19 protein-coding genes and 1 tRNA gene are annotated in these 21318 nt (G+C 53.4%); 6 read left to right on the forward strand and 14 right to left on the reverse strand.

The window, feature by feature from the left end:
* Positions 1–87: 87 nt before the first annotated feature.
* From SLH47_RS16390 to SLH47_RS16405, 3 genes are all read left to right on the forward strand, one after another.
* A tRNA-Phe gene (locus SLH47_RS16390) sits at positions 88–162 on the forward strand.
* A gap of 591 nt (positions 163–753) precedes the next feature.
* The gene (locus SLH47_RS16400; protein WP_320240820.1) at positions 754–1002 is read left to right on the forward strand and encodes a hypothetical protein; all 249 of its coding nucleotides are present in this window, start codon (positions 754–756) and stop codon (positions 1000–1002) included.
* Positions 1002–2072, forward strand: a complete 1071-nt coding sequence (locus SLH47_RS16405; RefSeq protein ID WP_320240821.1) for a tetratricopeptide/SEL1-like repeat protein — start codon at positions 1002–1004, stop codon at positions 2070–2072. Before SLH47_RS16400 ends, SLH47_RS16405 begins: the two co-directional genes overlap by 1 nt.
* A gap of 269 nt (positions 2073–2341) precedes the next feature.
* On the opposite strand, the gene SLH47_RS16410 is transcribed toward SLH47_RS16405, so the two are convergent.
* Positions 2342–2554, reverse strand: coding sequence for a hypothetical protein (locus tag SLH47_RS16410; protein ID WP_320240823.1), 213 nt, complete (start codon positions 2552–2554; stop codon positions 2342–2344).
* A 245-nt stretch (positions 2555–2799) separates the two neighbouring features.
* Between SLH47_RS16410 and SLH47_RS16415 the strand changes: the two genes are divergently transcribed.
* The 3 genes from SLH47_RS16415 to SLH47_RS16425 all read left to right on the forward strand — a co-directional run bounded on the left by SLH47_RS16415 (position 2800) and on the right by SLH47_RS16425 (position 5197).
* Positions 2800–3240 (forward strand): hypothetical protein, encoded by a 441-nt coding sequence (locus SLH47_RS16415; protein ID WP_320240825.1) that lies wholly within the window; start codon positions 2800–2802, stop codon positions 3238–3240.
* Positions 3241–4134: 894 nt separating this feature from the next.
* Positions 4135–4365 (forward strand): hypothetical protein, encoded by a 231-nt coding sequence (locus SLH47_RS16420; RefSeq protein ID WP_320240827.1) that lies wholly within the window; start codon positions 4135–4137, stop codon positions 4363–4365.
* Between the two features lie 289 nt (positions 4366–4654).
* On the forward strand, positions 4655–5197 hold the full coding sequence (locus tag SLH47_RS16425) for a hypothetical protein (RefSeq protein WP_320240829.1): 543 nt from the start codon (positions 4655–4657) through the stop codon (positions 5195–5197).
* Positions 5198–5420: 223 nt separating this feature from the next.
* Here the strand turns inward: SLH47_RS16425 and hsdR are convergent, their stop codons facing one another.
* From hsdR to SLH47_RS16490, 13 genes are all read right to left on the reverse strand, one after another.
* Positions 5421–7787 (reverse strand): EcoAI/FtnUII family type I restriction enzme subunit R, encoded by a 2367-nt coding sequence (gene hsdR, locus SLH47_RS16430; protein WP_320240830.1) that lies wholly within the window; start codon positions 7785–7787, stop codon positions 5421–5423.
* A 9-nt stretch (positions 7788–7796) separates the two neighbouring features.
* On the reverse strand, positions 7797–8120 hold the full coding sequence (locus SLH47_RS16435; protein ID WP_320240831.1) for a hypothetical protein: 324 nt from the start codon (positions 8118–8120) through the stop codon (positions 7797–7799).
* A 53-nt stretch (positions 8121–8173) separates the two neighbouring features.
* Positions 8174–9382, reverse strand: coding sequence for a restriction endonuclease subunit S (locus SLH47_RS16440; protein WP_320240832.1), 1209 nt, complete (start codon positions 9380–9382; stop codon positions 8174–8176).
* A gap of 2 nt (positions 9383–9384) precedes the next feature.
* Positions 9385–10836, reverse strand: a complete 1452-nt coding sequence (locus SLH47_RS16445; RefSeq protein ID WP_320240833.1) for an N-6 DNA methylase — start codon at positions 10834–10836, stop codon at positions 9385–9387.
* 59 nt (positions 10837–10895) lie between these two features.
* Positions 10896–11102, reverse strand: coding sequence for a hypothetical protein (locus tag SLH47_RS16450; RefSeq protein ID WP_320240834.1), 207 nt, complete (start codon positions 11100–11102; stop codon positions 10896–10898).
* 267 nt (positions 11103–11369) lie between these two features.
* Positions 11370–12341, reverse strand: coding sequence for an AAA family ATPase (locus SLH47_RS16455; RefSeq protein ID WP_320240835.1), 972 nt, complete (start codon positions 12339–12341; stop codon positions 11370–11372).
* Positions 12338–13087 (reverse strand): DNA-primase RepB domain-containing protein, encoded by a 750-nt coding sequence (locus tag SLH47_RS16460; protein ID WP_413785653.1) that lies wholly within the window; start codon positions 13085–13087, stop codon positions 12338–12340. Before SLH47_RS16460 ends, SLH47_RS16455 begins: the two co-directional genes overlap by 4 nt.
* Before the next feature lie 284 nt (positions 13088–13371).
* Entirely contained in the window at positions 13372–13623 is a 252-nt protein-coding gene (locus SLH47_RS16465) for a helix-turn-helix transcriptional regulator (RefSeq protein ID WP_320240838.1), read from the reverse strand.
* Between the two features lie 98 nt (positions 13624–13721).
* Positions 13722–14405: a hypothetical protein gene (locus SLH47_RS16470; protein ID WP_320240840.1), complete on the reverse strand. Its 684-nt coding sequence runs from the start codon at positions 14403–14405 to the stop codon at positions 13722–13724.
* A gap of 225 nt (positions 14406–14630) precedes the next feature.
* Positions 14631–15332 (reverse strand): hypothetical protein, encoded by a 702-nt coding sequence (locus SLH47_RS16475; protein ID WP_320240842.1) that lies wholly within the window; start codon positions 15330–15332, stop codon positions 14631–14633.
* The gene (locus tag SLH47_RS16480) at positions 15289–16464 is read right to left on the reverse strand and encodes a tyrosine-type recombinase/integrase (protein WP_320240844.1); all 1176 of its coding nucleotides are present in this window, start codon (positions 16462–16464) and stop codon (positions 15289–15291) included. Before SLH47_RS16480 ends, SLH47_RS16475 begins: the two co-directional genes overlap by 44 nt.
* Before the next feature lie 446 nt (positions 16465–16910).
* Positions 16911–20261 carry a DEAD/DEAH box helicase gene (locus SLH47_RS16485; RefSeq protein ID WP_320240845.1) on the reverse strand — a complete coding sequence of 1117 codons (3351 nt, stop codon included), beginning with the start codon at positions 20259–20261 and terminating at the stop codon, positions 16911–16913.
* Positions 20262–20732: 471 nt separating this feature from the next.
* On the reverse strand, positions 20733–21278 hold the full coding sequence (locus SLH47_RS16490) for a hypothetical protein (RefSeq protein ID WP_320240846.1): 546 nt from the start codon (positions 21276–21278) through the stop codon (positions 20733–20735).
* Positions 21279–21318 lie beyond the last annotated feature (40 nt).

A 21318-nucleotide genomic window follows, 5' to 3' on the forward strand; every position in this document is an offset into this window, starting at 1 on the left:
TTCATCCAACTTCCCTCTAGACACCCCCGCGGACCAAGTCTAAAAGCCTGCTACCCAACCAGAGGTATGAATACCAACGGTGCCCGTGCCCGGGTAGCTCAGGGGTAGAGCAGTGGATTGAAAATCCTCGTGTCGGTGGTTCGATTCCGCCCCCGGGCACCATTTTTACCAATATAAATCAACAGGTTGACCCAAATGTCTGGTGGTTTAGGTGTTGTGAATATGGCCTCGGGTATCACTGGGGTATCAAGAGCGCATGGACGGTTCATTCTATAGCCGGACGCAGTCTTCGGGACGCAGGGATACGATAATCGGGACAACTTGACGAAGATTTTGGAAGAGTTGGCCACATCCCGCACTTCAATGTTGTAGCATCATCCAACGCTCATAATCGCGACGATGCGCAGAAAGCGGACACCGCAAAGTTGCAAACTGTAGGCTATCTTTATGGCCTAGCCGACCCACGAGCGAATGCGAAGGCACGCGGAACTAGTTTTGGCCCAAAACCTAAACTTACGGAGCACCAGAAAAAAATTGTCTTAGCGCGTCGCTCCGATGGTGACAGTTGTCGCAGTATCGCTAAAGATATGGGTGTATCTCATTCAACGATTTCTCGACTTAAAGATGTCCGATAGCTTAAACGACCAGAGCATAATTCTTGGCGCAATTGGGCGTCGAGTTGCTACGCTTCGATCAGAGATTAGACTGTGCGTTTTCTTGTCGATATTAATTTTCATATTCGGGGCTGCGATAGTGGCAATAATCTTCCAATACTTCAGAAATGACGAAACGGAACTCATCAAACAGATGGTCGGAATCGGTACCGGAGCGTTGACTACGGGTCTGGGTGGGGCGCTAGTGAAGCGCGCGCTGGACTTGCGGAGCTGGATTGCCACCGGTCAAGACTGGCAAGACAACTACGTTGAAGCAGTTGGGCCTCCGCCTGATCGGTTGCTACAGGCAATAGAGGAAAAGATTTTGAATTGGTTGGAAGGTAAATAATGGAGGACCCAACACAACGAATTTCAGAAGAGAAGCTGCGAGAGATCGAATTGAAGGCTATGGCGCGTTCCAGCTCCGGCCGTCGTATCTCAATACTGCTTGGTGTTGTTACCACGTTTGGCCTTGCTTTGATCGTCTTCGGATACCTCTCCTATGATAGCTTTCTGAAGGAATCTGAGGGAAGAAACACAGCACTGCAAAACGAACAGCGCATTTTGTTGTTGACGGAGGAGGGGAACTCCCTTCTTCGAGCTGGGCGCTATGAACAAGCCATTTATGTCTTTGAGCAAGTAGCACTGCATGAGCGGGAGGTGTACGGTTTGAATAGCGTTCAGTACGCTACCGTTCTAAACAATCTGGCCACCGCAAATCAGCTTTTGGGGCGCTTCTTAGAAGCAGAGCCGTTGTATTTGCAAGCCCTTGCAATAACTCGAGGCCGTCATGGCGCTGAGCATCCTGAATTCATGAATTCAATCGTTCCGCTAGCGAGTCTGTATCAATCAATGGGGAGATTGGATGAGGCTGAGGCTTTGTATCGCGAAGCCCTTTCTTTGGGACAAAGATTGCTCGGCACTGATCATCCTTCCAATATTCTGATTCAACGAAACTTGGGCTTGTTGTTGGCGCAGTTACAGCAGAGCTCAGAAGCAATAACCCTCCTCAGAGCTTCGCTTGAGACAAGTATTCGGGTACTGGGCTCTGATCATCCAGAAACTCTGACTGCGTATAATGATCTTGCCACTGCATTGGTTAGGAATGATGGACCCCCAGACCCTCAAGCAGTCGAATTGTTTGAGCTAGCTTGTGACGGTGGGAGGAGCGAAGCATGCGTTAACTTGGCACGCTTCTACTCTGATGGGTACGGGGTGCAGTTGGATTTTCAACGGGCTTCCGAACTTTATGAACAAGCATGTGATGCGGGGAACGGTCCAGGTTGTAGCAATCTTGGCGAATTGTTCCAGTCCGGGTTCGGCGTCGCAACTGATCAAGAGAGAGCTAAAGAGCTCTTTATCAGAGCATGCGACCTTGGTGTTTCGAGAGCGTGCCAACAGGCGGCGGCTATTCCATAGGTAGGTATTCAACTTAGCATGATGAACCCTAGCATTAACGACCATTGGACAAGCCGCGTCGAAATAGCGATCGTCCGCTTGGCGTTCGTCTATCCTGCCCTGACGAAGGTCCGCTCTGGGCTGCTGATTGACATCGGCTGTGGCTCGCCGCCAGCTTTGGCACAGTTTTTCACTAGCTTTAAGATATCCAGCCCTACGCGCTGCCCTGACCACTCTTCGGGGGCGCGATGTGCACCCCCGTTGCTGGTTGTTCATGTTGTGGTGGCGGTCTATCCCGCCTTGGGGGGCTGCAAGACGAGCTTGGCCTCGGCAAGTGCTTTCGATCCCTTCACCCACTGCCACAGGGTGCGTGGTTTCCTTGCCTTCGCCAATTCGGGGTTCGCCTTGGCGTCGCTGGCGGCGGCGCGCAGGCGTTCACGGGCCTCGCGTGGATCGAGCTTGAGTTCATCGCAGAGTGCTTTGAGCGTTACGATATCAGCCATTTTCTGACCTCCTTTGGTTCTGATGAAGATCGATAAGACGAGGGCCACGCGCCTGTCAGGGATAACCCTATTGCATCTTTAGCTTTTCTTGAATTGCTGCTACCACTGACCTCGACGTGGCAGACGCGGTCACGTTGGGGCGTAGCAACCCCTCGCGTACTAGGCCGAGTAACCGGCTGAAACCTTGACCCTATGGTCGGGGTGCCTGTGTTATACAACAGGCCCCGGCTAAAGGCACAGGGTCCGTGTACGTGCGGATTGCTAACACCCCGATCACCAGTCAACAGCGAGGGCGCTCGCAGATCGGAGCACAGATGCAGGTTCATTTATTCGGCCCATTGCCTTTCGACCAACGATCAGAATTGCCTACCGTGCCGGGCGTTTACGTCATCAGCCAAGAGAAAATCGAAAACGTCATCTACATCGGCGAGAGCACCGGCCTGCGGGAGCGTGTTAAGACGTTTTCAGAAGCCGCCAGCGATCCAGGCAAGAAGCATTCGGGCGGAAGAACCTATCACCGGAAAATTGGGCCGGATGTTTCCAAGCTATTGCTTCGTTACCATACTCCACAGGTGATCAGTGACGCTCTCGATATCCAAGTGGCATACATCAAGTTTGTCGAACGGCTGCTGATCTGGCGCTTCGTCGAGGAACACGGCAAGCTTCCGTTGTGCAACTTGGAATGACCCGCAATAAATCCCCAGCAGGTAGAGCCACACGCACACGCGGCGGCGTTGTATTGAGCCAGCAGTGCCGGGGCGTGCCTCGCGCATAGCGATCCCGACGCAATCCCGGCTGGCGCGCTGTGCGTTGCGCTAACGTGCTCAAAGGAGTTTTGCGCCTACCTGAATTCAAGGTTTGCCTCGGCGCATGCTGCGGCAATCTGTTTGTAAGAGCGCCTCATCTCAGAAATGTCTGTCTCTACGAACACATCGTCCGCCACGCAGTATACAATTGCTGCAAGGTGCCGCGACACACACTCAACATCCCGGTGCCAGATTATTTCCTCCATTTCAAACTTCCCCTCTTTGTTGTTCTCGGGAGGTGGGTACTGGTATGGCTCGACCCGATACCGTGACCTCAAGGATTGCCGGTTGAATACGAACACCGTTGGTAGCCCATCGTCAAAATCCTTTGGTAGGGTCGCAAAGTGTACGGCCGTTTCTGGTGAGCGTGTGAAACTGATGGCTGGATCGCCCACTGTTGGGTAGAGCAGCGTATTGGTCCGTGCAATCAAGCTTCCAAGGCTTGTTCCGTGGAATAGTACGCTTTGCCTGCGTGCGATATCACGGACGGCTCTAGTGAAATTTTTGTCAGCCGTGTCTGAATAAAATTGCAACATAGTATGAACCATGGGTTGGACCTCTTGTGTTGGTGATCCAAGCTTAGGCTCTCGCTCGAGCGGTTTCGCCGTACCGTCTGAGCCGCGTTGCAGCGCATTGAGACACAGCGGTTCGCGATGGCCGCGCAGTACCAAAAAATCGATGGAGTGGGGGGCTAGCGAGCCGGGAAATACCCTGATGGCCTTTTCCGATGGTCTTATTCAGCTGATGTTGACTACACGAAAGAGGACATCAGACATGACGATACGCGCAACGTGGACCTTTGACGACCAGGCGAAAACCATCTTAGGAAACTGGCACCGGCTGTGGTGCCTACTGTTCGGCTCATTCCACTACCTGTTCAACGGCGTGTTCCTGTGGGCACTGTTGTCCTTGTTGACGGCCAGCGGCCTGTGGGCCGGCTTCCCCCTGTTCAATCGCGCCATCGTGCTGCGTCATTACTATCGCAAGGGATGGGTGCAAGAATGACCGCCTGAGTGGTTTGCCACCCGAGTGAGACCCAGCTATCAGCTTCAAAACCGAGAGCGCACTCGAACCGCATGAAAAGACTCGGCAATTTGGCTGCGGAACGAATCCGACAGACTGATACATAGTCAGCAGGTCGGTCCACCGCATTTTGTCAATCGTCGGCGGGGTTTTCCTTTTCTGGCGATCATGACAAGGGGCAGGTTAGTCCTTTAGGTTGTCCGGCGTTTGACGAACCAGCGACCATGCGGCAGTCTGATCTAAGTCTACCGCGTGGATTAAAGAGGTTAGCATGGGCAGAAGTCATATCGAGCGGGCGTTATTTTTGCTTGGCGAGCCTGACACCGGAAAGAGTACCCAACTACGCAGCTTGTTTCTCGACAGAAGGTTGGGAAGCAACGGAAGGATACCGCGTAAACCTAATCTGAAAGATACCTATCCGTTGAGCAATGAACGCTGGCTGTATGTCCGACTGACTTCGCCACACGAGGCTGACGAGACAGAAGACGACTTTCTAGAAAAGTGTGACGCCAAGATGAGTTCCAATGTGCTACGAGCAAGCAGATGGAATTTCGCGGGTGCGCTTCAGTTGACGGCCGGTTCAAAGCTGGCAAAGGGTACTGACATCGTGGACGCGTTTGCGAAACGGTTTGCGCCCGAACGGATTCGCGCAGTTCTTCTCTCACCAGATCGGCATGGAAACTACCTCTCAAAATCTGATCAGCATCAGGCTATTCAGTCCCTCAGATCAGTTGGCACTGAGATCATAATGGTGGATGCAACCTCGCGGACGGCAAACGGTTTAGTTTACGCTGACTTCTTTGATTTCACATAATGATTGTAGGAGTGGGGCCTTTTTTTGCGGCAAACTCCCGGGAGGCAGGCAAGGGGTTATTTATACAGCTAAGTTTTTCAGCCCTTAAAACAAAGGTATTTGGCTCAGGTATGTTTATCTATGAGAAAGATACATAGTGCCGGGGGCGGCATCGCAAAAACTAACTAGTATGCTGCAAATAAACAAAAGAATTTTGCTGCGCTCCGACGATGCCCCCAAGACGTCAGTTGGATGGCCGATATAGCTGCTTCTGGAACCCTACATATGCGTCAATGGCGTTCTGCATTCCGCCAAGGTTGCTTGCAAGTTCGGCAGGTGAACCGTGTGTCATGATGGCATAGTCGCGCATTTTTGAACGGTCTAGGTTTGCCACTCCGCCTTCGACATAGCTGTTAAGCACGAAATCAATGAAGGCGACCGTCTTGACGTCGTACGTGTCCTCGATACGCCTGCGCCCGACGTCTGCCCGGTGTTTCCGAGTCATCATGTTTCGAGAATAGGCGATGTGGGCCAGCACATCGAATATGTCACAATCCTTCGCATCTAATGCCTGTTGAACCTGCAACAGGACAACGGCATCAAAACCTTCTTCGGCCAGTCGTTCCATTAATGCTTTGCGGGTGTCGGGATCGCTCCAAAGCGCGCGTAACTCGTCTTCATCTTTGAACAGGTCGGGAACCTTGCCGTACATATGCTCTATGAACTGCTGCGCACTCATGGGCTTTCCGTCTGGCCCCCAAAAGGTTGTTGCGGCAACGTTGACGATGTGATCATCAGCCAGCTTGATTTCGATCATCTTGCGTGGCGGTGGATCACCTGGCTCGCCGGGGTCGACAGGCCCGGTCAGGGGTTCTGGCGTTCCCGACTCTGGGCCCTGTGGCGGTTCACCGGGTGACTTTGGAGGATCAACGATGATGTCCGCAGGGTCACCATCCCAAGCTGGATCATCAAAGTTCTTGTGCGCCTTCACGAAGTCATAGATCGTGAAATAGTGCTTGCCCTCGAAAGTCCGTGTGCCGCGTCCGATGATTTGCTTGAACTCGATCATCGAATTGACGGGGCGCATCAGGATGATGTTACGGATGTTGCGAGCATCTACGCCGGTTGAAAGCTTCTGTGAGGTCGTCAAGATGGTCGGGATCGTCCGACTGTTCAACTGAAACCGCTCCAAATGCGCCTCGCCCAGCGCTCCGTCATTCGCCGTGACGCGCACGCAGTAGTTTGGATCGAGGTGCTGAACCTCTTGACTGATCAGATCCCGGATCAAAGCTGCGTGGGCTTGGGTTGCGCAGAAAACCAGAGCCTTTTCGTTTACGTCCACTTCGCGCAGGAAGGTCCGAACACGGTGCAACTCTCGCTCACGCATCTGGATGATCCGGTTGAAATCCTTTTCCTCAAACCGCGTGCCGTCGTCGACCTCTCCCGTCACAACCTCGTCCTTGCCGTCGAACTCGTAGACATCCACATTGGATGCGAATTGGCGCACGCGGAACGGGGTCAAATAGCCATCTTCGATCCCCTCTTTGAGCGAATACTCGTACACTGGTTCGCCGAAATAGGCGTAGGTATCCACGTTGTCGGTGCGCTTGGGGGTTGCCGTCAGGCCAAGCTGCACGGCGGGACTGAAATGCTGCAGGATTTCCCGCCATGAACTTTCAGCATTTGCTCCACCTCGGTGGCATTCGTCGATGATGATGAAATCGAAGAAATCCGGGGCGTAATGTTCATAGCCTAGCCGGTCGCTTTGCGTGGTGGTGAGCGTCTGGAAGATCGTAAAGAAAATCGAGGCATTGGTGGGCATCTGCCCGCGCTTCGCTACCTCTTTCGGATCGACGCGGATGCGCGCGCCTTCGTCGAAGGCTCCGAAGGAATTGTAAGCCTGATTGGCGAGGATGTTGCGGTCGGCGAGGAACAGGATGCGCGGTCGGCGTGTGGGGTCGCGGGTCAGGTTCCAGTTGGATTGGAACAGCTTCCAGCAGAGTTGGAAGGCGATGCCCGTCTTGCCGGTGCCGGTGGCCAGCGTCAGGAGGATGCGGTCGCGGCCCTCTGCGATGGCTTCTAGCGCCGCGGTGATGGCGTTGTGCTGGTAGTAGCGGGGTTGCCACTTGCCACCGCCGGTTTCAAACGGGACCGCGCCGAAGCGGTTGCGCCATTCGTTCTCGGACTCAAAGGTCCGTGCCCAGAGGTCACCGGGGCTTGGTGGGCCGGGGATCGTGCCTTCAGCCCCGGAGACGGTGTCCATCTCGTACCACTCCAGCCCGTTAGTGGCATAGGTGAAGCGGGTGCGGAGGCGTTGGCTGTATTCCTTGGCTTGGGCGACCCCTTCAGCGGCGCTGATCCCGGCGCGCTTGGCCTCGATGGTGGCGAGTTTCTGGTCACGGTAGACCAGCACGTAGTCGCAGGCCATCGGGTTTTCGCGTTTGCCGGTGGCAGTGATACGGCCCGGCGCGATTTCCTCCCGGTCGATCCGGGTGCCTTGGGCAACGTCCCAACCGGTGTCACGCAACGCGGGGTCGATCCGGCGGGCGCGGGTGTCTGTTTCAGATTCCGTTGGAATGAACTCGGAATGAATTTTGGAGTAATCGACCATGCGGCGAGGTTAAAGCTTCAGACCCTTGTTGTCTTCTAGGTACTTTAGCACGTCGTCCAATGCGCGGATGATGTGAAGCTTATTAGCCCCCATGACGTAATGACCTGTTGCGATTAATTCTGTAGGAAGATCACTTGCAACCGGATACTTCCGCTTTGCTTTGTTGCCGTCCTCATCAGTCATTGTCAGCGGATAACGGAAGCTACGCCCCTCTCCTTCGTATCGCCCACCCGGCCCCCAGTTTTGGATATTGCCGTTGTAGCAGTTGTTGCCAACGATGTGTTCCAGTCTTGCCAAAAGCTTCATTCTCTCAGAAACGGTTCGCTTAGACATGAATAGGACAACCTTTCATTTTAATTTCGAACAAATAGTGGAACTGATGACCATTAGATGAGTTCACCCGCAAAGGCTTTTTTCAAGAGAGATTGGCGGAGGTCGTCGATGTCTTGGAGCTTGGCAGTGTAGGAGGACTTGAGTTCCTCGTTCTTATGGGCCTGATTTTTCAGCAGCCCTACTATCTCCAACTGATAAGACATTGGTGGTATCGGAATAGCCATGGCTCCGAGTTTACTGGCGTTGAACCCACCCTGTGCAGCACCCTCTGTACCGGCCCGAACATCGTCCCAATACTTCGCCGATTGAAAATAGAACGACAAAAACTCCGGATTCAACTCGTCGCTGATGGTTTGTAATCTGATAAGGTACGACGCGTAAATCGCATCAGTTACTTCGCCAATCAAGTAACTCTTGCCAGTGGTAGCACCCGTCCGAGCAAAAACTATATCTCCGGTTTTGAGCAGGTATTTTTCCTTTATGTCTTCGGGAATGCGACAATGTGGAACAGTTTCCCAGTCCACATGGCCATCTTGAATATCAGTGATCCTGAGGAACTTTGGGCCAACGGGCTCCATGACCGCCTTCTCTGTAAATCCATATGATAGCTTAGCAACGCTAGAAAGCGGAGCGATGCGATACCCCCTATCTATGGCAGTCTGACTTTCGAAGTATGTTCCAACGAAACCCTCAAACAACTCTTGGACGTTTTGGAGGTTGGATTCGATATGGGTGCGCGCGCGGGCGAGACCTTCGAACGCCGCATCCAAAACCGCAACAATCCGCTTTTGCTCTTCCAGCGGCGGGAGGGGGATGGGCACTTTGCCAAGGTTCTTTCGACTTATCCTTCGACGAGTCGTCCCGGTGCATCGGTCGTCCACATCGCGCAAGTAATCCTTGGACAATGAAAAATAGAGGAAAAAATCGCGGTTTAGCCGATCTTCATCTACGCGAATGACCGTACAATCTACAGCCGTGATCATCTTGTCGCCAGTCTCGGGGATTGCACATGCACGCCCAACAGGGTCAGGCAATCTTGAAACCAAGCAGTCACCGGGCAAGACTTCAAAGCACTTCAAACGCCGAAAGGTTCCTTCGCTTATCCAGCGCGCCTTGTCGCGACGGTCCTTAAACTCGCCCTCACCTACATTACCAGTTTGAACAAGTCGAATACCTGAGTCTGACTGATCCTTGGTTTCGATCCAGTTTCCGTCAGTGAATTCGAGGCATAGACTCGATATCTCTTCCGAACGCCAGTCCACCTTCACAGCATCCCCCGGATGTCTTCCAAAATCTTCGCCGTCTCCGCATCCCGCGCCAACATGTCCGCGATGATCTCTTCCGGGGCGCGCAGGGGGGCTTCTTCGGGTGCATTGGGGTTCTTGACGGACAGATCAACCGTCGCCTCGTCCAGATCACCCACCTTCACCAGCCATGATTTTTCGCTCAGCGCGCGGCTGCGCTGCATCTCGACAAACTCCGCCAGATCGGCATCGTTCAGCGGGTTCGTCTTGCCCATGTTGCGGCCCGGATCAAGCTGGTAGTACCAGATATCCTGCGTCTCGCGCCCGCGCTCAAAAAACAGCACCACCGTCTTAACCCCGGCCCCCAGAAAGGTGCCAGAGGGGCAATCCAGAATAGTGTGCAGCGCGCAATCGGCCAGAAGCTGACGACGCAAGGTAATCGACGCGGTGTCTGTGTTGCTTAGAAACGTGTTCTTGATGACAACCCCCGCGCGCCCGCCCGCTTTCAGGCTTTCGATGAAATGCTGCATGAACATGTAGGCGCTTTCCGACGACTTCACCGGGAAGTTCTGTTGCAGCTGCCGGTTCTTGTTCGTGCCAAAGGGCGGGTTGGCAAGGATGACGTTATGGCGGTCCTTTTCCTCGATATCCGCGATCCGCTCTGACAGGGTGTCGGTGCGCAGGTAGTTCGGGGCTTCGACCCCGTGCAGGATCATGTTCATCAGCCCAATGACATAGGCCAGCGGGGCCTGTTCCTTAGCATAAAAGGTGCGCTGTTGCAGCGTCTGGCGGTCATCGGGGCTTTTGACCTTGTCGCGCAGGTATTCGAAGGCCTCGCACAGGAAGCCCGCAGAGCCAGCGGCGGGGTCGTAGATGGTTTCGCCCAGCTTGGGATTGATCACCTTGATCATGGCGCGGATCAGCGGGCGTGGCGTGTAGTACTGGCCCCCATTGCGGCCCGCATTGCCCATGTTCTTGATCCGGGTCTCATAAAGGTCGGAGAGTTCGGATTTCTGGTCCTGTGTGCCGAAGTTCAACTCGTCGACCTTGTCGAGCGCGTCGCGCAGCATGTAGCCGTTGCCGAACTTGTTGCGGACCTCGCCAAAGATTTCCCCGATCTTGGATCGGATCGAATTGGGGTCAGTGGCGGTTTGCTTGAAGCCGCGCAGATAGGCCATCAGGTCATTGTTGACGAAATCCACGAGGTCTTGGCCGATCCGCATATTGTCGAGGTCGGGCTTTCCGTCTTGGTCCTTGGGTACGGCCCATTCTGACCAGCGGTATTGGGGGGCGAACAGCGGCTGGTAGGTGGTGCCGTCCATCATCGCTTCCAGTTCGCGGTTGCGTTCCAGATCGTCGAGATACTTGAGAAACAGCATCCAAGAGGTCTGCTCCGCATAGTCCAGTTCCGAGTTACAGCCCGGTTCCTGAAACATGATGTCGTCTAGGTTCTTGAAGGTTTGCTCGAACATGCCCGCACCTTTGTTTTGATCATTTTGCCGCGTTAGCGGTATGGGGAAAAGCCGAAATGCTACGGCTCATTCACTTTCTTGATCAGTTCGGCTTGGCGTTCCAGTGAAACGGGCATGTGAGCGCTGGCGGTTGTCACCACGCTGGAATGCCGGATGTTCTGCGAAAATGCCTTGAAGTTTTCGATGGTCCGGTAGGTTTCTCTGCCCCACTTCACAAGTGTTTTGCGGAAAGCGTGCGGAGTGAAGGTCTGCAGGTCAGCGGCCATAAACGCATCTTTGATCACTTTGCGTATGGCATTTGCGTTGCTGTAGATTTCGCGTTTGGGGGGAGGCGTTTTTTTAACGGCATGCGCCCTTCAGGCAGACGAGGGGTCATATCGACTGCCGAGATTTTCGGCCCTGAGCCGCTGCTGCCACCCGAAATGAAGATGCTCAAGCTTCTCATCTTTCTCACTGAATTACGTGACAACCTTCGATTTCGATGTTGCTCACGATATTTCTGAGAAAGTTGATCAGCTTGAGCATCTTCGACGCTAGGACTTGGCGAGTTTCCAAACCCACGTCCTCCCATTCTTCTCGGATTTAACGCCCGCCTCGCGCTTTGCCCGGTTCAGCGTCGGGCGCGAGATTTCGGCGTCAGCGGCTCGAATGAAAAGTTCCGCCGACGGCAACGGCCCTTTTGCCAGCACCTCGCGCAAGAACTCGACGGCGCGCGCTTCCTCGCTCTGGTCATCCTGGCCCTGCCGCTCAAGATCATCGGCGGAATAGTGCGTTGTGCCGCGCCATTCGATCACCGGCAGGCCAACTGGCTGCGCCACGATCTCATAGACATAGCTTTGGGGTTTCGCGCCGATGTTGTTCTTGACCTGCGCAAGGATGCGCAAGTTTTCGTTCTCGGGGTGCTTGGCCACCGCAAGTGCCGTACGGGCCACCCCGATCACGTCGATTGACCCGACGCCCCGGTATATGGCTTTCCCCTTGCCGCCCTTCGTCCAGTGGCGGATTACGATGACCGCCGGGCCGTATTCCTTGAACAGCTTGTCGAGTTGGTGAAGCCCGGCCCGGATCGAGGTGGGCTTTCCCAGGTCCACCTTGTCCGACAGGAAGGAATAGAGCGTGTCGATCACCACGAGGTCCGGCGTGTGGTCTTCCAGTTCCTGCCGCAAACGCCTTTGCCCCTTGTCGTCAAACACGATGAAGTCATCAAGGACGCGGACCCGGGTAAGGTCCGCCCCCATTTGCTCCATGCGTGGCCTGATTGTGTCGGCAGCGTCATCCTCTGAACTGATGTAGAGGACATTACCCTTCTGAATGCGTGACCCATCCGGCAACTTGCCGCCCCGCGTTACCAGCGCGGCGATGTGCATACATAAATACGATTTGCCGAGTTCGGGGTCCCCTTCGAGGATTGTGGTCTTCTCGTAAGGGATAAGCGAAGGCCATAGCCAATCGATTTCCTTGGCTTCGATTTCGGCGAGTGTGCGGAATGTGTCATCCTTTGTCATCGACCCACCTCAACCTTATCGAGAATGCGGAACACTTCCTCTTCCAGCTTGCCGTGGTTGCTATGGTATTTGTCTTGAAAATACGGACTGCCCCAGATCACAGCCGCAATTTCGTTGGGTGTAGCACCCGCTTCTGCGAGTCCAGCCACCATCGCGTAGATGCGGTCGGAACGGTTTTCCGCCCTCACTTCCGTGTGCCTGATGAGTGACCGGGTGGACGCGCTCAAGTGTCTTCGATACTTTTTGAAAACTGACATCCGGTCATGCTCGAATGGGTCAAGACTGCCGCGCGGAACCGCTCCGGCCTTTTGCTTAATACTCGATGCCAGCAGCGTTGGCCGTTCGGAGATCAGATCAGATGCAAAATGCAACATCGGTATGAACGGCTTGCCATATTCCGGCTTGTGGTTGAATGAACCGGGGAGGCGCAAGATCTTGTTGGCAGCGCTTCCCGCTTTGTCGCCGCCATGCCGGTAGGCAAGCGCCTTGGAGAATGCCGAGGCCTCCGTGGAGTCGTGAAAGGCGTCCCAGAACCAAATAGCCTGCGTTCGCCCCGGTGACGTCTGCCAGATCACCGAAGGATGCGGCTGGAAGGCATATGGGTCAGCGCTGTCTACATCAGACCAGCCCAGCCATGAGTCTGCGACGCTGACGAGGCGGCGGTCCCGACGCACGTAAACGTTCGGACTGAAATACTGATCATAATGGTGCCGGTCATACTTCCATAAGAGCGTTGATAGCCGCATGTCCGGTTTCAGGGGGCGAAACTTTTGGATCATCCTTTGCGCTCCCCTCTTTCGAAAGCACAGGTTCACGAAAAGCTCATCCGGGCATTCAAGATGGAGTTCCCAAAGAGCGGCGAGAAATTCCTCTTGGTCCTTGATAACAACGCGCTCCGGCCACCCGTCATTCCAAAGGGCGGGGGTGGCATAGTCGTCCAAGCAATAGTTCATGCTGATTTCCTCACATAGGAATAGCGGCACGGCTCGGTAAAACCGGTGTAGTGCCAGCTAGTTGATTGGGGTGTCGATCAGTAGTCGGCGTAGTGCGTGCGGGCGCGTTCCTCGGCACGTTCCGAAAGCCAGACGTTCAACTCTGACATGAGCCACGCGACACTTGTACCGCCAATCCTGATGCGGCGTGGAAAACGTCCCCGCGCCTCAAGCCTCAACAGCGTTGTGTTGCTCAGTGTGATGCCCATGCGTTTTAAGTCGGCGCGCGTGGCGAGCCGCTTTTGAGACGTGTCAGATAAGTTGTTGGGCTTTGATGTAGCTTGGTCCATTTTTGACTCCTCAAACGATCCTGAAGACCTGAAAAGCACAAATAAACGGACCCGTGGGTGGTTGTTTTTTCCGAAACCAGAAGTGGTTTTTGCCTACGCTATGAAAGGCTGCGGCGAAACGCCTTCATCTGGTCAACCAGCCCGTGCTCGTATCCAATGAGTGGTTTTGCGGACTTTCTTATGAACTGCATGTAGGGGTTGTTTTTAGGATAACGCTTGTTCAACGCAACGCTGTCTTGAGGCTTGTACCGCAGATAAACCTTCGAAAACTGGTCGACGATGAATTGATGGTATTGGGATTTAAAGGTCATTTGACCATTTGGCCTAAGATCTTCTCTTGCTATTTGCGCGAGGCGCTCCAATTTCACAATACTCTTTTTTAAGTCAAGCAGAAACAAGCCTGCCGCTCCCATGCTGTCGCCGTATGAATTCGAATTAACCAAATCTTGCAAATACCCATCGGAAGGGGATTCAAGCTTAGCAATTGACGCCCTTAGCGCTTTGGCTGGCTTAATAATATTGGACTGAAGCCAATTGCTTCGATCTGTAGGTGTCTCTTTGCGAGCGAAGCGGTTGCGATGCACTAGACAAGCAACAGCAGCGCCGCGAAGCTCACGTCGAAGCAAAGCGAGTTCTCGGGAGTCATCTAAGTCGACGGCCGCACCAATCGACTTTACATCTTTGGGAGAATAGAGATCAAAGACGTTGATCTTATTGTGCGGTCCGAAGACACGTCGAAGCTGACCTGTTGATAGTCTTGTTTTTGATTGCTTTTCGTTCATTCAGAAGGTTCTCGATCCTTTCGGCCCACAGTTGCAGGGCTTCGCGTTTTTCGTCGGCATATGAGTAGACATTGTAGATAGACGCCTCCTCCCTCTTTCGTCCTTCATGGATTTTCCCCTTCGTCAGTTTGACAAAGGGGCCGACCTTATGTGTGGACATATACGACGGAATGAAATCCAGCGAAATCAAAGGTGTAGCCAAGGCTGCGCGTTCGGTGCGCAGGTTTAACGGTTGCCACGAAGCTTGGCGACTTCGTCCAAGATATTCCCCGAAAACTTGAAGTCGTCGCCGAACACTTCCTGCGCACAGGCCGTCAGAAAAGCCTGATATTCGCTACTGGGGTTCGGTGTTCGATCATAGCCACCGCGTGACGGTTGCGCGTGTGGAAAGTAACGTTCAAACACGCCTGCCAGCGCGTTTGCAAAATCGATCTTGAATTCCTGCGAAACCGCTGAACCTTTTCGTTTTCGATCGTCCAAGACCTCGAGCAGATCACGGGTTCGGTTACTGAGTTTGGTCAATTCTTCAACCAGTGCATGCCGGTTCGGCGGAGGCGATGGCAATTCATCAGGCCATTCTGAAAGCACGGGCAGGCTTTCATCGGAAAGTGCCTCGATCAGCTTTTCGGCAGGATGTAAAATCGAACCCTTGATCTTTCGTTTTCTGGCATTGGGCGTTAGTGCTTCTGCCCCACCCCGAACGCCGAGAGGGCTGGACATAGCCGCGACCCAATAGATATCGGCGATGGTTCGAAGCTCATCAGCTAGGCGAGGCCGGTCGGATTCATCGTCCGCCCCACCAATGCGACACAACCGGTCGATTGTTTTCTGGGGAAAGAACTCAGGCGCTGGTGGGAGCGGCCGATCCAGCCATCCCAAGTCGCTATATTTCAGGTAGTACGGCTGATCTGGTGACGTTTTCAACATGGTTATTCCAAAGCTCAAGCGCTTCGCGCTTTTCGTTTGCGTATGAATAAACATTGTAGATAGCGGCCACGCCCGAGACCACACCCGTCTTGTGGTTCAGCAACGCCTCGGTCACGGGCTGGGGGACACCCCGCATCGCCATGTTCGTGGACATCGTGCGGCGTAGGTCATGAATGATCCAAGATTCCGCGCTTTCGGGCAACGCTTTGTCAAGCCGCCTCTTCACGCGACCGAAGCCGGAAACGGGCGACTTGCCAGTGGTCGTGAAGACGTAGTCGGACCCGAGGAACTTCGGCACTCTCCGCAGCACGTCCAGCATCGCGTCGGTGATCGGCACAGTGTGCTGTCTGCCGTTCTTGGCGCGCTGCGAAGGCAGGGTCCACAAGCGTTTTTCGAGGTCGACTTCCGACCAGCGCATCTCGGCGACCTCGGCGCGTCTCTGGCCGCTGAGGATCAACAGCTTCATGCAATCCCCGAAAGGATAGCCTTCGGCGTCACAGGTCGCCCACAGCGCGCCCAGCTCGTCGTCGGTCAGCACGCGCTCGCGCGACCGTTCCTTGGACAAAGGTTTCATCCCGGCGATGGGCGAGGTATCGATCATGCCGCGCTCGACGCACCATCCCATCAGGTGCTTGAGGTGGGCCAGCGCCCGGTTCGCGCTGATCGGCGCGCATTTGTGGATCACGTCGCAGGCTTTCACGACATCAGCGCGCTTGATCTGGTCTATGCGTTTGCCGTGGAGGGTCGTGAACTTCGCCAGCAGGGCTTCTTTGCGCTTCCAGTCCCGGTTGTGAACCTTGGCGTGCTTTTCGATATAATCGGGGATCACATCGCTCAGTCTGGGCTTCGTTTCGACTTCGATGCCGGTGCTGGCCTCAAACCGGCCAGTCTCGATTTCGTAGAGCACCTGCCGCACCCGTTCGCGCGCCTCGGCCAGTGACACGACGCCGAACCGTCCGATGGTCAGGCGACGCATCTTGCCGTTGATGCGCTTGTGCAGGCAGAACGTTTTGGTGCCGGACGTGCTGATGCGCAGGACCAAACCCGGCACCAACTCGTCCCGAAAATCGAGACGCTTAGACGGATCAGGCTTCTGCCCTTCGATGAACTTGTTGGTGAGTTTGCGTTTCATAAGCCCATGATAAGATGGGCGGATGAGCCACGTCAGGGACAACCCTAGAAGGTTTGCAGAGTTTTGGATCGGCCTGCGCTGGAACGTGATACCCGTATGGTCTTCGGTGTCCGTGGGTATCACTGGGGTAGCAGGAGCAGCGTGCTTGAATGCTTCGCGCGACCCGACCAATACCGTCTACATAGGTCGGACAGCGCGCTAGCAACGCTCCTTGCCGTGTTTATAGTGCTGCACGTATTATATGCTGACGTTATTGATTGTGGTTAGAGAGGCACGCATAGGAGCTAGGATTCTGATTTCATAGGACGACATCTGTTTTTCGCGTCATCTGTCCCAACTGTCGGTCAAGACGCTTTTTCCTTCGTCACAAAAGTTTGCGGCAGAGCTTTCTTTGAAAATCGCTTACAGTTCTTACGCGGTTTTACGTGCAAATCTTCGCCTCCTGTTTACGGATCCTGCTCAAGCCTAGTGCCTTCCAAGAAACTCTGCGCCTCCTTGATCGGTAAAACGCGTGATGCAGCCTGGAAGTAAGGCAGATTTCCCCAAAGACTTCGATCTCCAATCAGATAAAACCGACGCTTCGCTCTTGTCAGTGCAACATTGAGAATGTTCGGCTTCGATGCTGCCCATATGGCAGCACCCTGTCTTTTGTCGTCTGCTCCAAGGATCATGATTACAGCGTCTTCTTCTTTGCCCTGAAAAGTATGAACAGTGCCGACGCGCTTTGATACCCAACCATTTATTGCTCTCTTTGTTCGCATCGCAGTGTCCAAACCTGACCAGGTGCCGGGTGCGCGTAGCTTGGTGACTAGATGTTCCTTTACTTCTTTGAATGGTGAGATGACGTATATTTTCGGAAGACTTTTACGTCGGTAACAATAATCAACTATCAGTTGCGCAACAAAATCAATTTGCGCAGGAACGACTTGGCGACCCTGAACGGCGCCGCGAAGATCAATCCAACAAGACTCTCCCCAAAACGGGGCCCGGTCCGGCTCTGATGAGCGGGAGGGCAAACCAAACACCATCTGGTCTTCATATGCTATATGGTTTGCAATGCTAAACATGGGATCAATGCAGCGGCGATGAACACGCAAAGGGCTCCCGATCCAAGTTGGCTCATCATCACCAGTGTCCACATAGGCACCAAAGCGATTTGCGCGATCCGCCAGAACCTGTGCAGAAACGCGACTAGGGGAGTATTCGCCGTTTTCAGTGATGGGAGAGGTCTCCGCGAGCGCGGAAATCAGTTTCTTAGGTAGTGTAAAAACCGGCTCGATCTGTAGAGGGTCTCCAATGACAACTGCACGTTTTGCCCTGAACAAAGCGCCAACGGCAGCCTGAGGCACGGCTTGGCCAGCTTCGTCAACAAAAAGCCATCCGATGCTGTTTTCCCGGACCCCACCGAATTGCCGAGAGACCGACGCAAACGTACTGGAAATGACCGGTACAACCATGAAAAGGCTCTGCCACAAAGCCAAGCAGATATCAGGATCGTTATCGTGCTGGTTCGCCAAAACGGCCTTGAGTTCCCCGAGGTTGGCACCAAAACCGCCGCCCTTTTGGCTCACAGCCAGAAGCCATGCTTCATGTAATCGCAATGCTGCTTTGAACAGATCTGAACGCAACGCTGCAAGATCTTGCGTATGCCAGACTCCGCGGATTTGAATCTCGTCACCTTCCAGATCATTGAGGTCTGATGGCGGAGCAACGTCACCAAACTGCTTCGTTAGTTCGGAATGGGTGCCACTCTTATGCTTCCAATCAGCACGCGCGGATTTCAGGCCTTCAAGTGCAGTTGTATGCGCCGTTTTGGCGCACTCGACGTCAGGCGAAAGAGTGCCCTTAATGTGCAAAGCAAGCGCTCTTGATTTACGGTATAGCTCGATCTGTGTCTCGGCGTTCTGAATTTGGCGTCTTTTGTAGATGCGGGCGTCTTTGGTAGAGAGTAAACGCTTCCACCAAGTTGGCGCTGTTTTCTCGATCAATTGACCTTCCGTGACTAGGTCCTCAAGAGCACTTCGAAGCTCATCATATTCCTGCTCAGCCGCCTCGAGTTGTGATTTTCCTTCAGAAACAGAAAGCTCGGCTTTATCGACGGCTTGCTGAGCCGAGTGACACCAGCTTTCCTCAGTGTGTTCCTTAATCAGATGCGCCAACTCGTGAAACTTCTGCATGACAGAAATGGCTGCGTTGACTTTAGACTGTGCTGCTTTAAACGCAGCACTAGCTTGTTGAAAATTCTGTTTTTTATCGATGCCGGGGTTAGTCTCACTACGCCATTCCCATAATGTAAGTGGACGGTTTCCCTCTGGCCAAGCTGATCGAGAAGCTTTGTCAAAGAATAACTTGCTCACGAACTGAGACCGGTTGCTACGCCTGCCCATAACTGCCGAGATCAGGCCCCAAGGACGCTCGGCATCGGATAGATTGCGCCGCTTTCCCAACTTATCCCGTCCGACAATGTTGTGAGCAACCGGCTGAAGATATCGCAGATCATTTCCCCAAATTGCCTCTCCTTTGGGCAAATCTCGAGATATGTTCTCTACGGCGGCGTTGTTTGATGATGCAACCACCATTTCAAAGCCGGTCAGCTCTGGGATGAGCCGTCGTATTCCATCGCTACCAGACTGAAATGCATCGGAAGGTTTGCGCAAGTTTGACAAAACAGCAGCGCGTAGAGTGATGTTTTCAGCAATCATATCACGCAATAGCGTTGTCTTGCCTGTACCGGGTGGCCCGTTGACTGAAAACAACCCTTCATCGCGCAACTGATCCAGCCCAGTGTTGATTGCAAATTGTTGCATCAGGCTCATTGAGTGTTTTGGATTAGTGGGCCAACGGCCAGCGTTCATCCGCTCCGGACTCAAAGCGTTGACGATGTGTTGCAAGCCGACTTCGGAATAGAGATCAAAGCGCAAGTCTTTGTCCAAGGGGGACAAGTATTGTCGCAGTGCCGTCGGGGCATCTCCGGCCCGAACGAGTTTGATCGCAATTTCAATATCTTCGATGTAGAAGCTGTTTAGGATGCCAATCTCAATTGGGACTTCTTCTACCTCCTCCTCGCTGTCTTCTTCCTCTTCCTCGCCGTCTTCTTCGTTTTCACTCTTGGAAATATCCGAAGTTTCGGACTTCGTCTCTGGTTCTTTCTTTTGAAGCCTGACCTCAAGTAGAGCGGCAGGGTGTTCTCCAGATGGACGAAATCCACTCCAATCTGATAACAGGTCAACTAAGTCATCGACTTCGTTGGGTGACAGAGACATATCCTTGATATTTTCTCCGTCAACAGTCTGATTATTCTCAGGTCGATTGGCTGAGAAGTTTTGTAGTTTCTTTTTTAGCTTCTCTCGCGCACGACTAAAGGCTTCACTGGATAAAGAGGAAACCCCCTGGTTCCGACTGCAGCCTATGGCCCACGGTAATGTCGAGATTTGGAAATCGTCAAAAATAGGAACCCCGGCAGCAGACAATCCTATGCTCGCCATGCAGGTTTCGCCCTCTAAGTCTGCGCCTTGCTCGTCATCCAGTTTGTCGTTGTCAGAATAGTTGTCCTGCTTCGGGACGACTCCATTGATTTCTGATTTGTCGAAAACACCGAGAAAAAGTGTATAGCCTGCTACCTTCATGCCCTTCGGCACGGCGGTAAGACCGACAGGTGACGTATCCCGATAGCATCGCCAAAACTTTTTACGGTTCTCCTGTGGTTCTGCGCGACCTTTGAGGTCGAATGGGATAAAGAATTCAAGCTTGTGCCAGAAGCTGAGCTTATCAAGGAGGTCTTGATCGGTGTTTGCCACGGGGAACCTGCTTTGGAAAGATCTGAATAAAGCAGCACACGTGATGCGTTGATTGTCAATCGCATCCGGGGCAACCGATGCTTCTTACGTTCACTTCCCTTGTGAGACACTGGCCAAAGGCTCAACATGACTTCGGTGTGTTAGAGTTCCGCAGTGAGCAACTTTTTGGAAGGTTGATTGCTGCGACGCTAACTATTCCAAAGGCTTCGACGACCCATCTGACCTTAGCATGCTGGCTGAGGAGTGGTGAACTCATCGCGTAAGAACTCACAGAGCCTTTCGTGAGGAACGTTCTGATAAGGGTTTTCTTGGGGAATTCCGAACACTTTCCTAGTTTAGTTCAGCACGTAGGAAAGCAGTACAGCAATTCCGTTGCGTTTCATGAAAATCCACCTCTAGATTGCCGTCGGCACAAACCAATGAATCGACCCGATTGCAGCAAAGCAGAAGAGTGTTTGGCGCTTACAACTCTCAGTCTTCGGAAGGGACTGGAGTAGGAGGTGTGCACAAGATTAATGGAGGTAAACACCATTGAGCAGAAGGGCCGTTACGAGGAAAGGCAGCAATAGCTTCAGGTCCGGCGGTTATAGCTCTCGAGGTCATCCAAAATCGTAAGGCTTGATCGTGTGGGATCATCCCTACTGGTGACCCATCATTTTGGGCTGCTTCGTATGCTTGGTTGAAGGCTGCAATGGTCTGTTCATTTGTGAAAAACTCTATGGCATGTGCGTTATTTGAAAGTGCAGACATTGCCTCCTTCAATCGGTCATCGCTTGGTATGGACAAGGCTTGGTACTGGCCAAGTTGCACGGCGCCACTGCTGGGTTCTGTCATTCTAGCCACTCTGTCCCACTCTGTAGCAAAGGGAAGTAAGAGCGGAATCTCCGCTGCTTCGATCGGTAGGGCGCCAGTTTTATATTGGTTAATTATCAATTGGGCTTCCTGTGATGAACCCTGCGTTGCAACTAATGAGGGTATGCACATAAAGCTCTTGAATACTAAACGAATAACACTCATTTCCAGCTCCTTGGTCTAAAAGCCACGTTCCCGATAAACC

The organism is Cognatiyoonia sp. IB215182 (assembly GCF_033963905.1).
Classification (GTDB): domain Bacteria; phylum Pseudomonadota; class Alphaproteobacteria; order Rhodobacterales; family Rhodobacteraceae; genus Yoonia.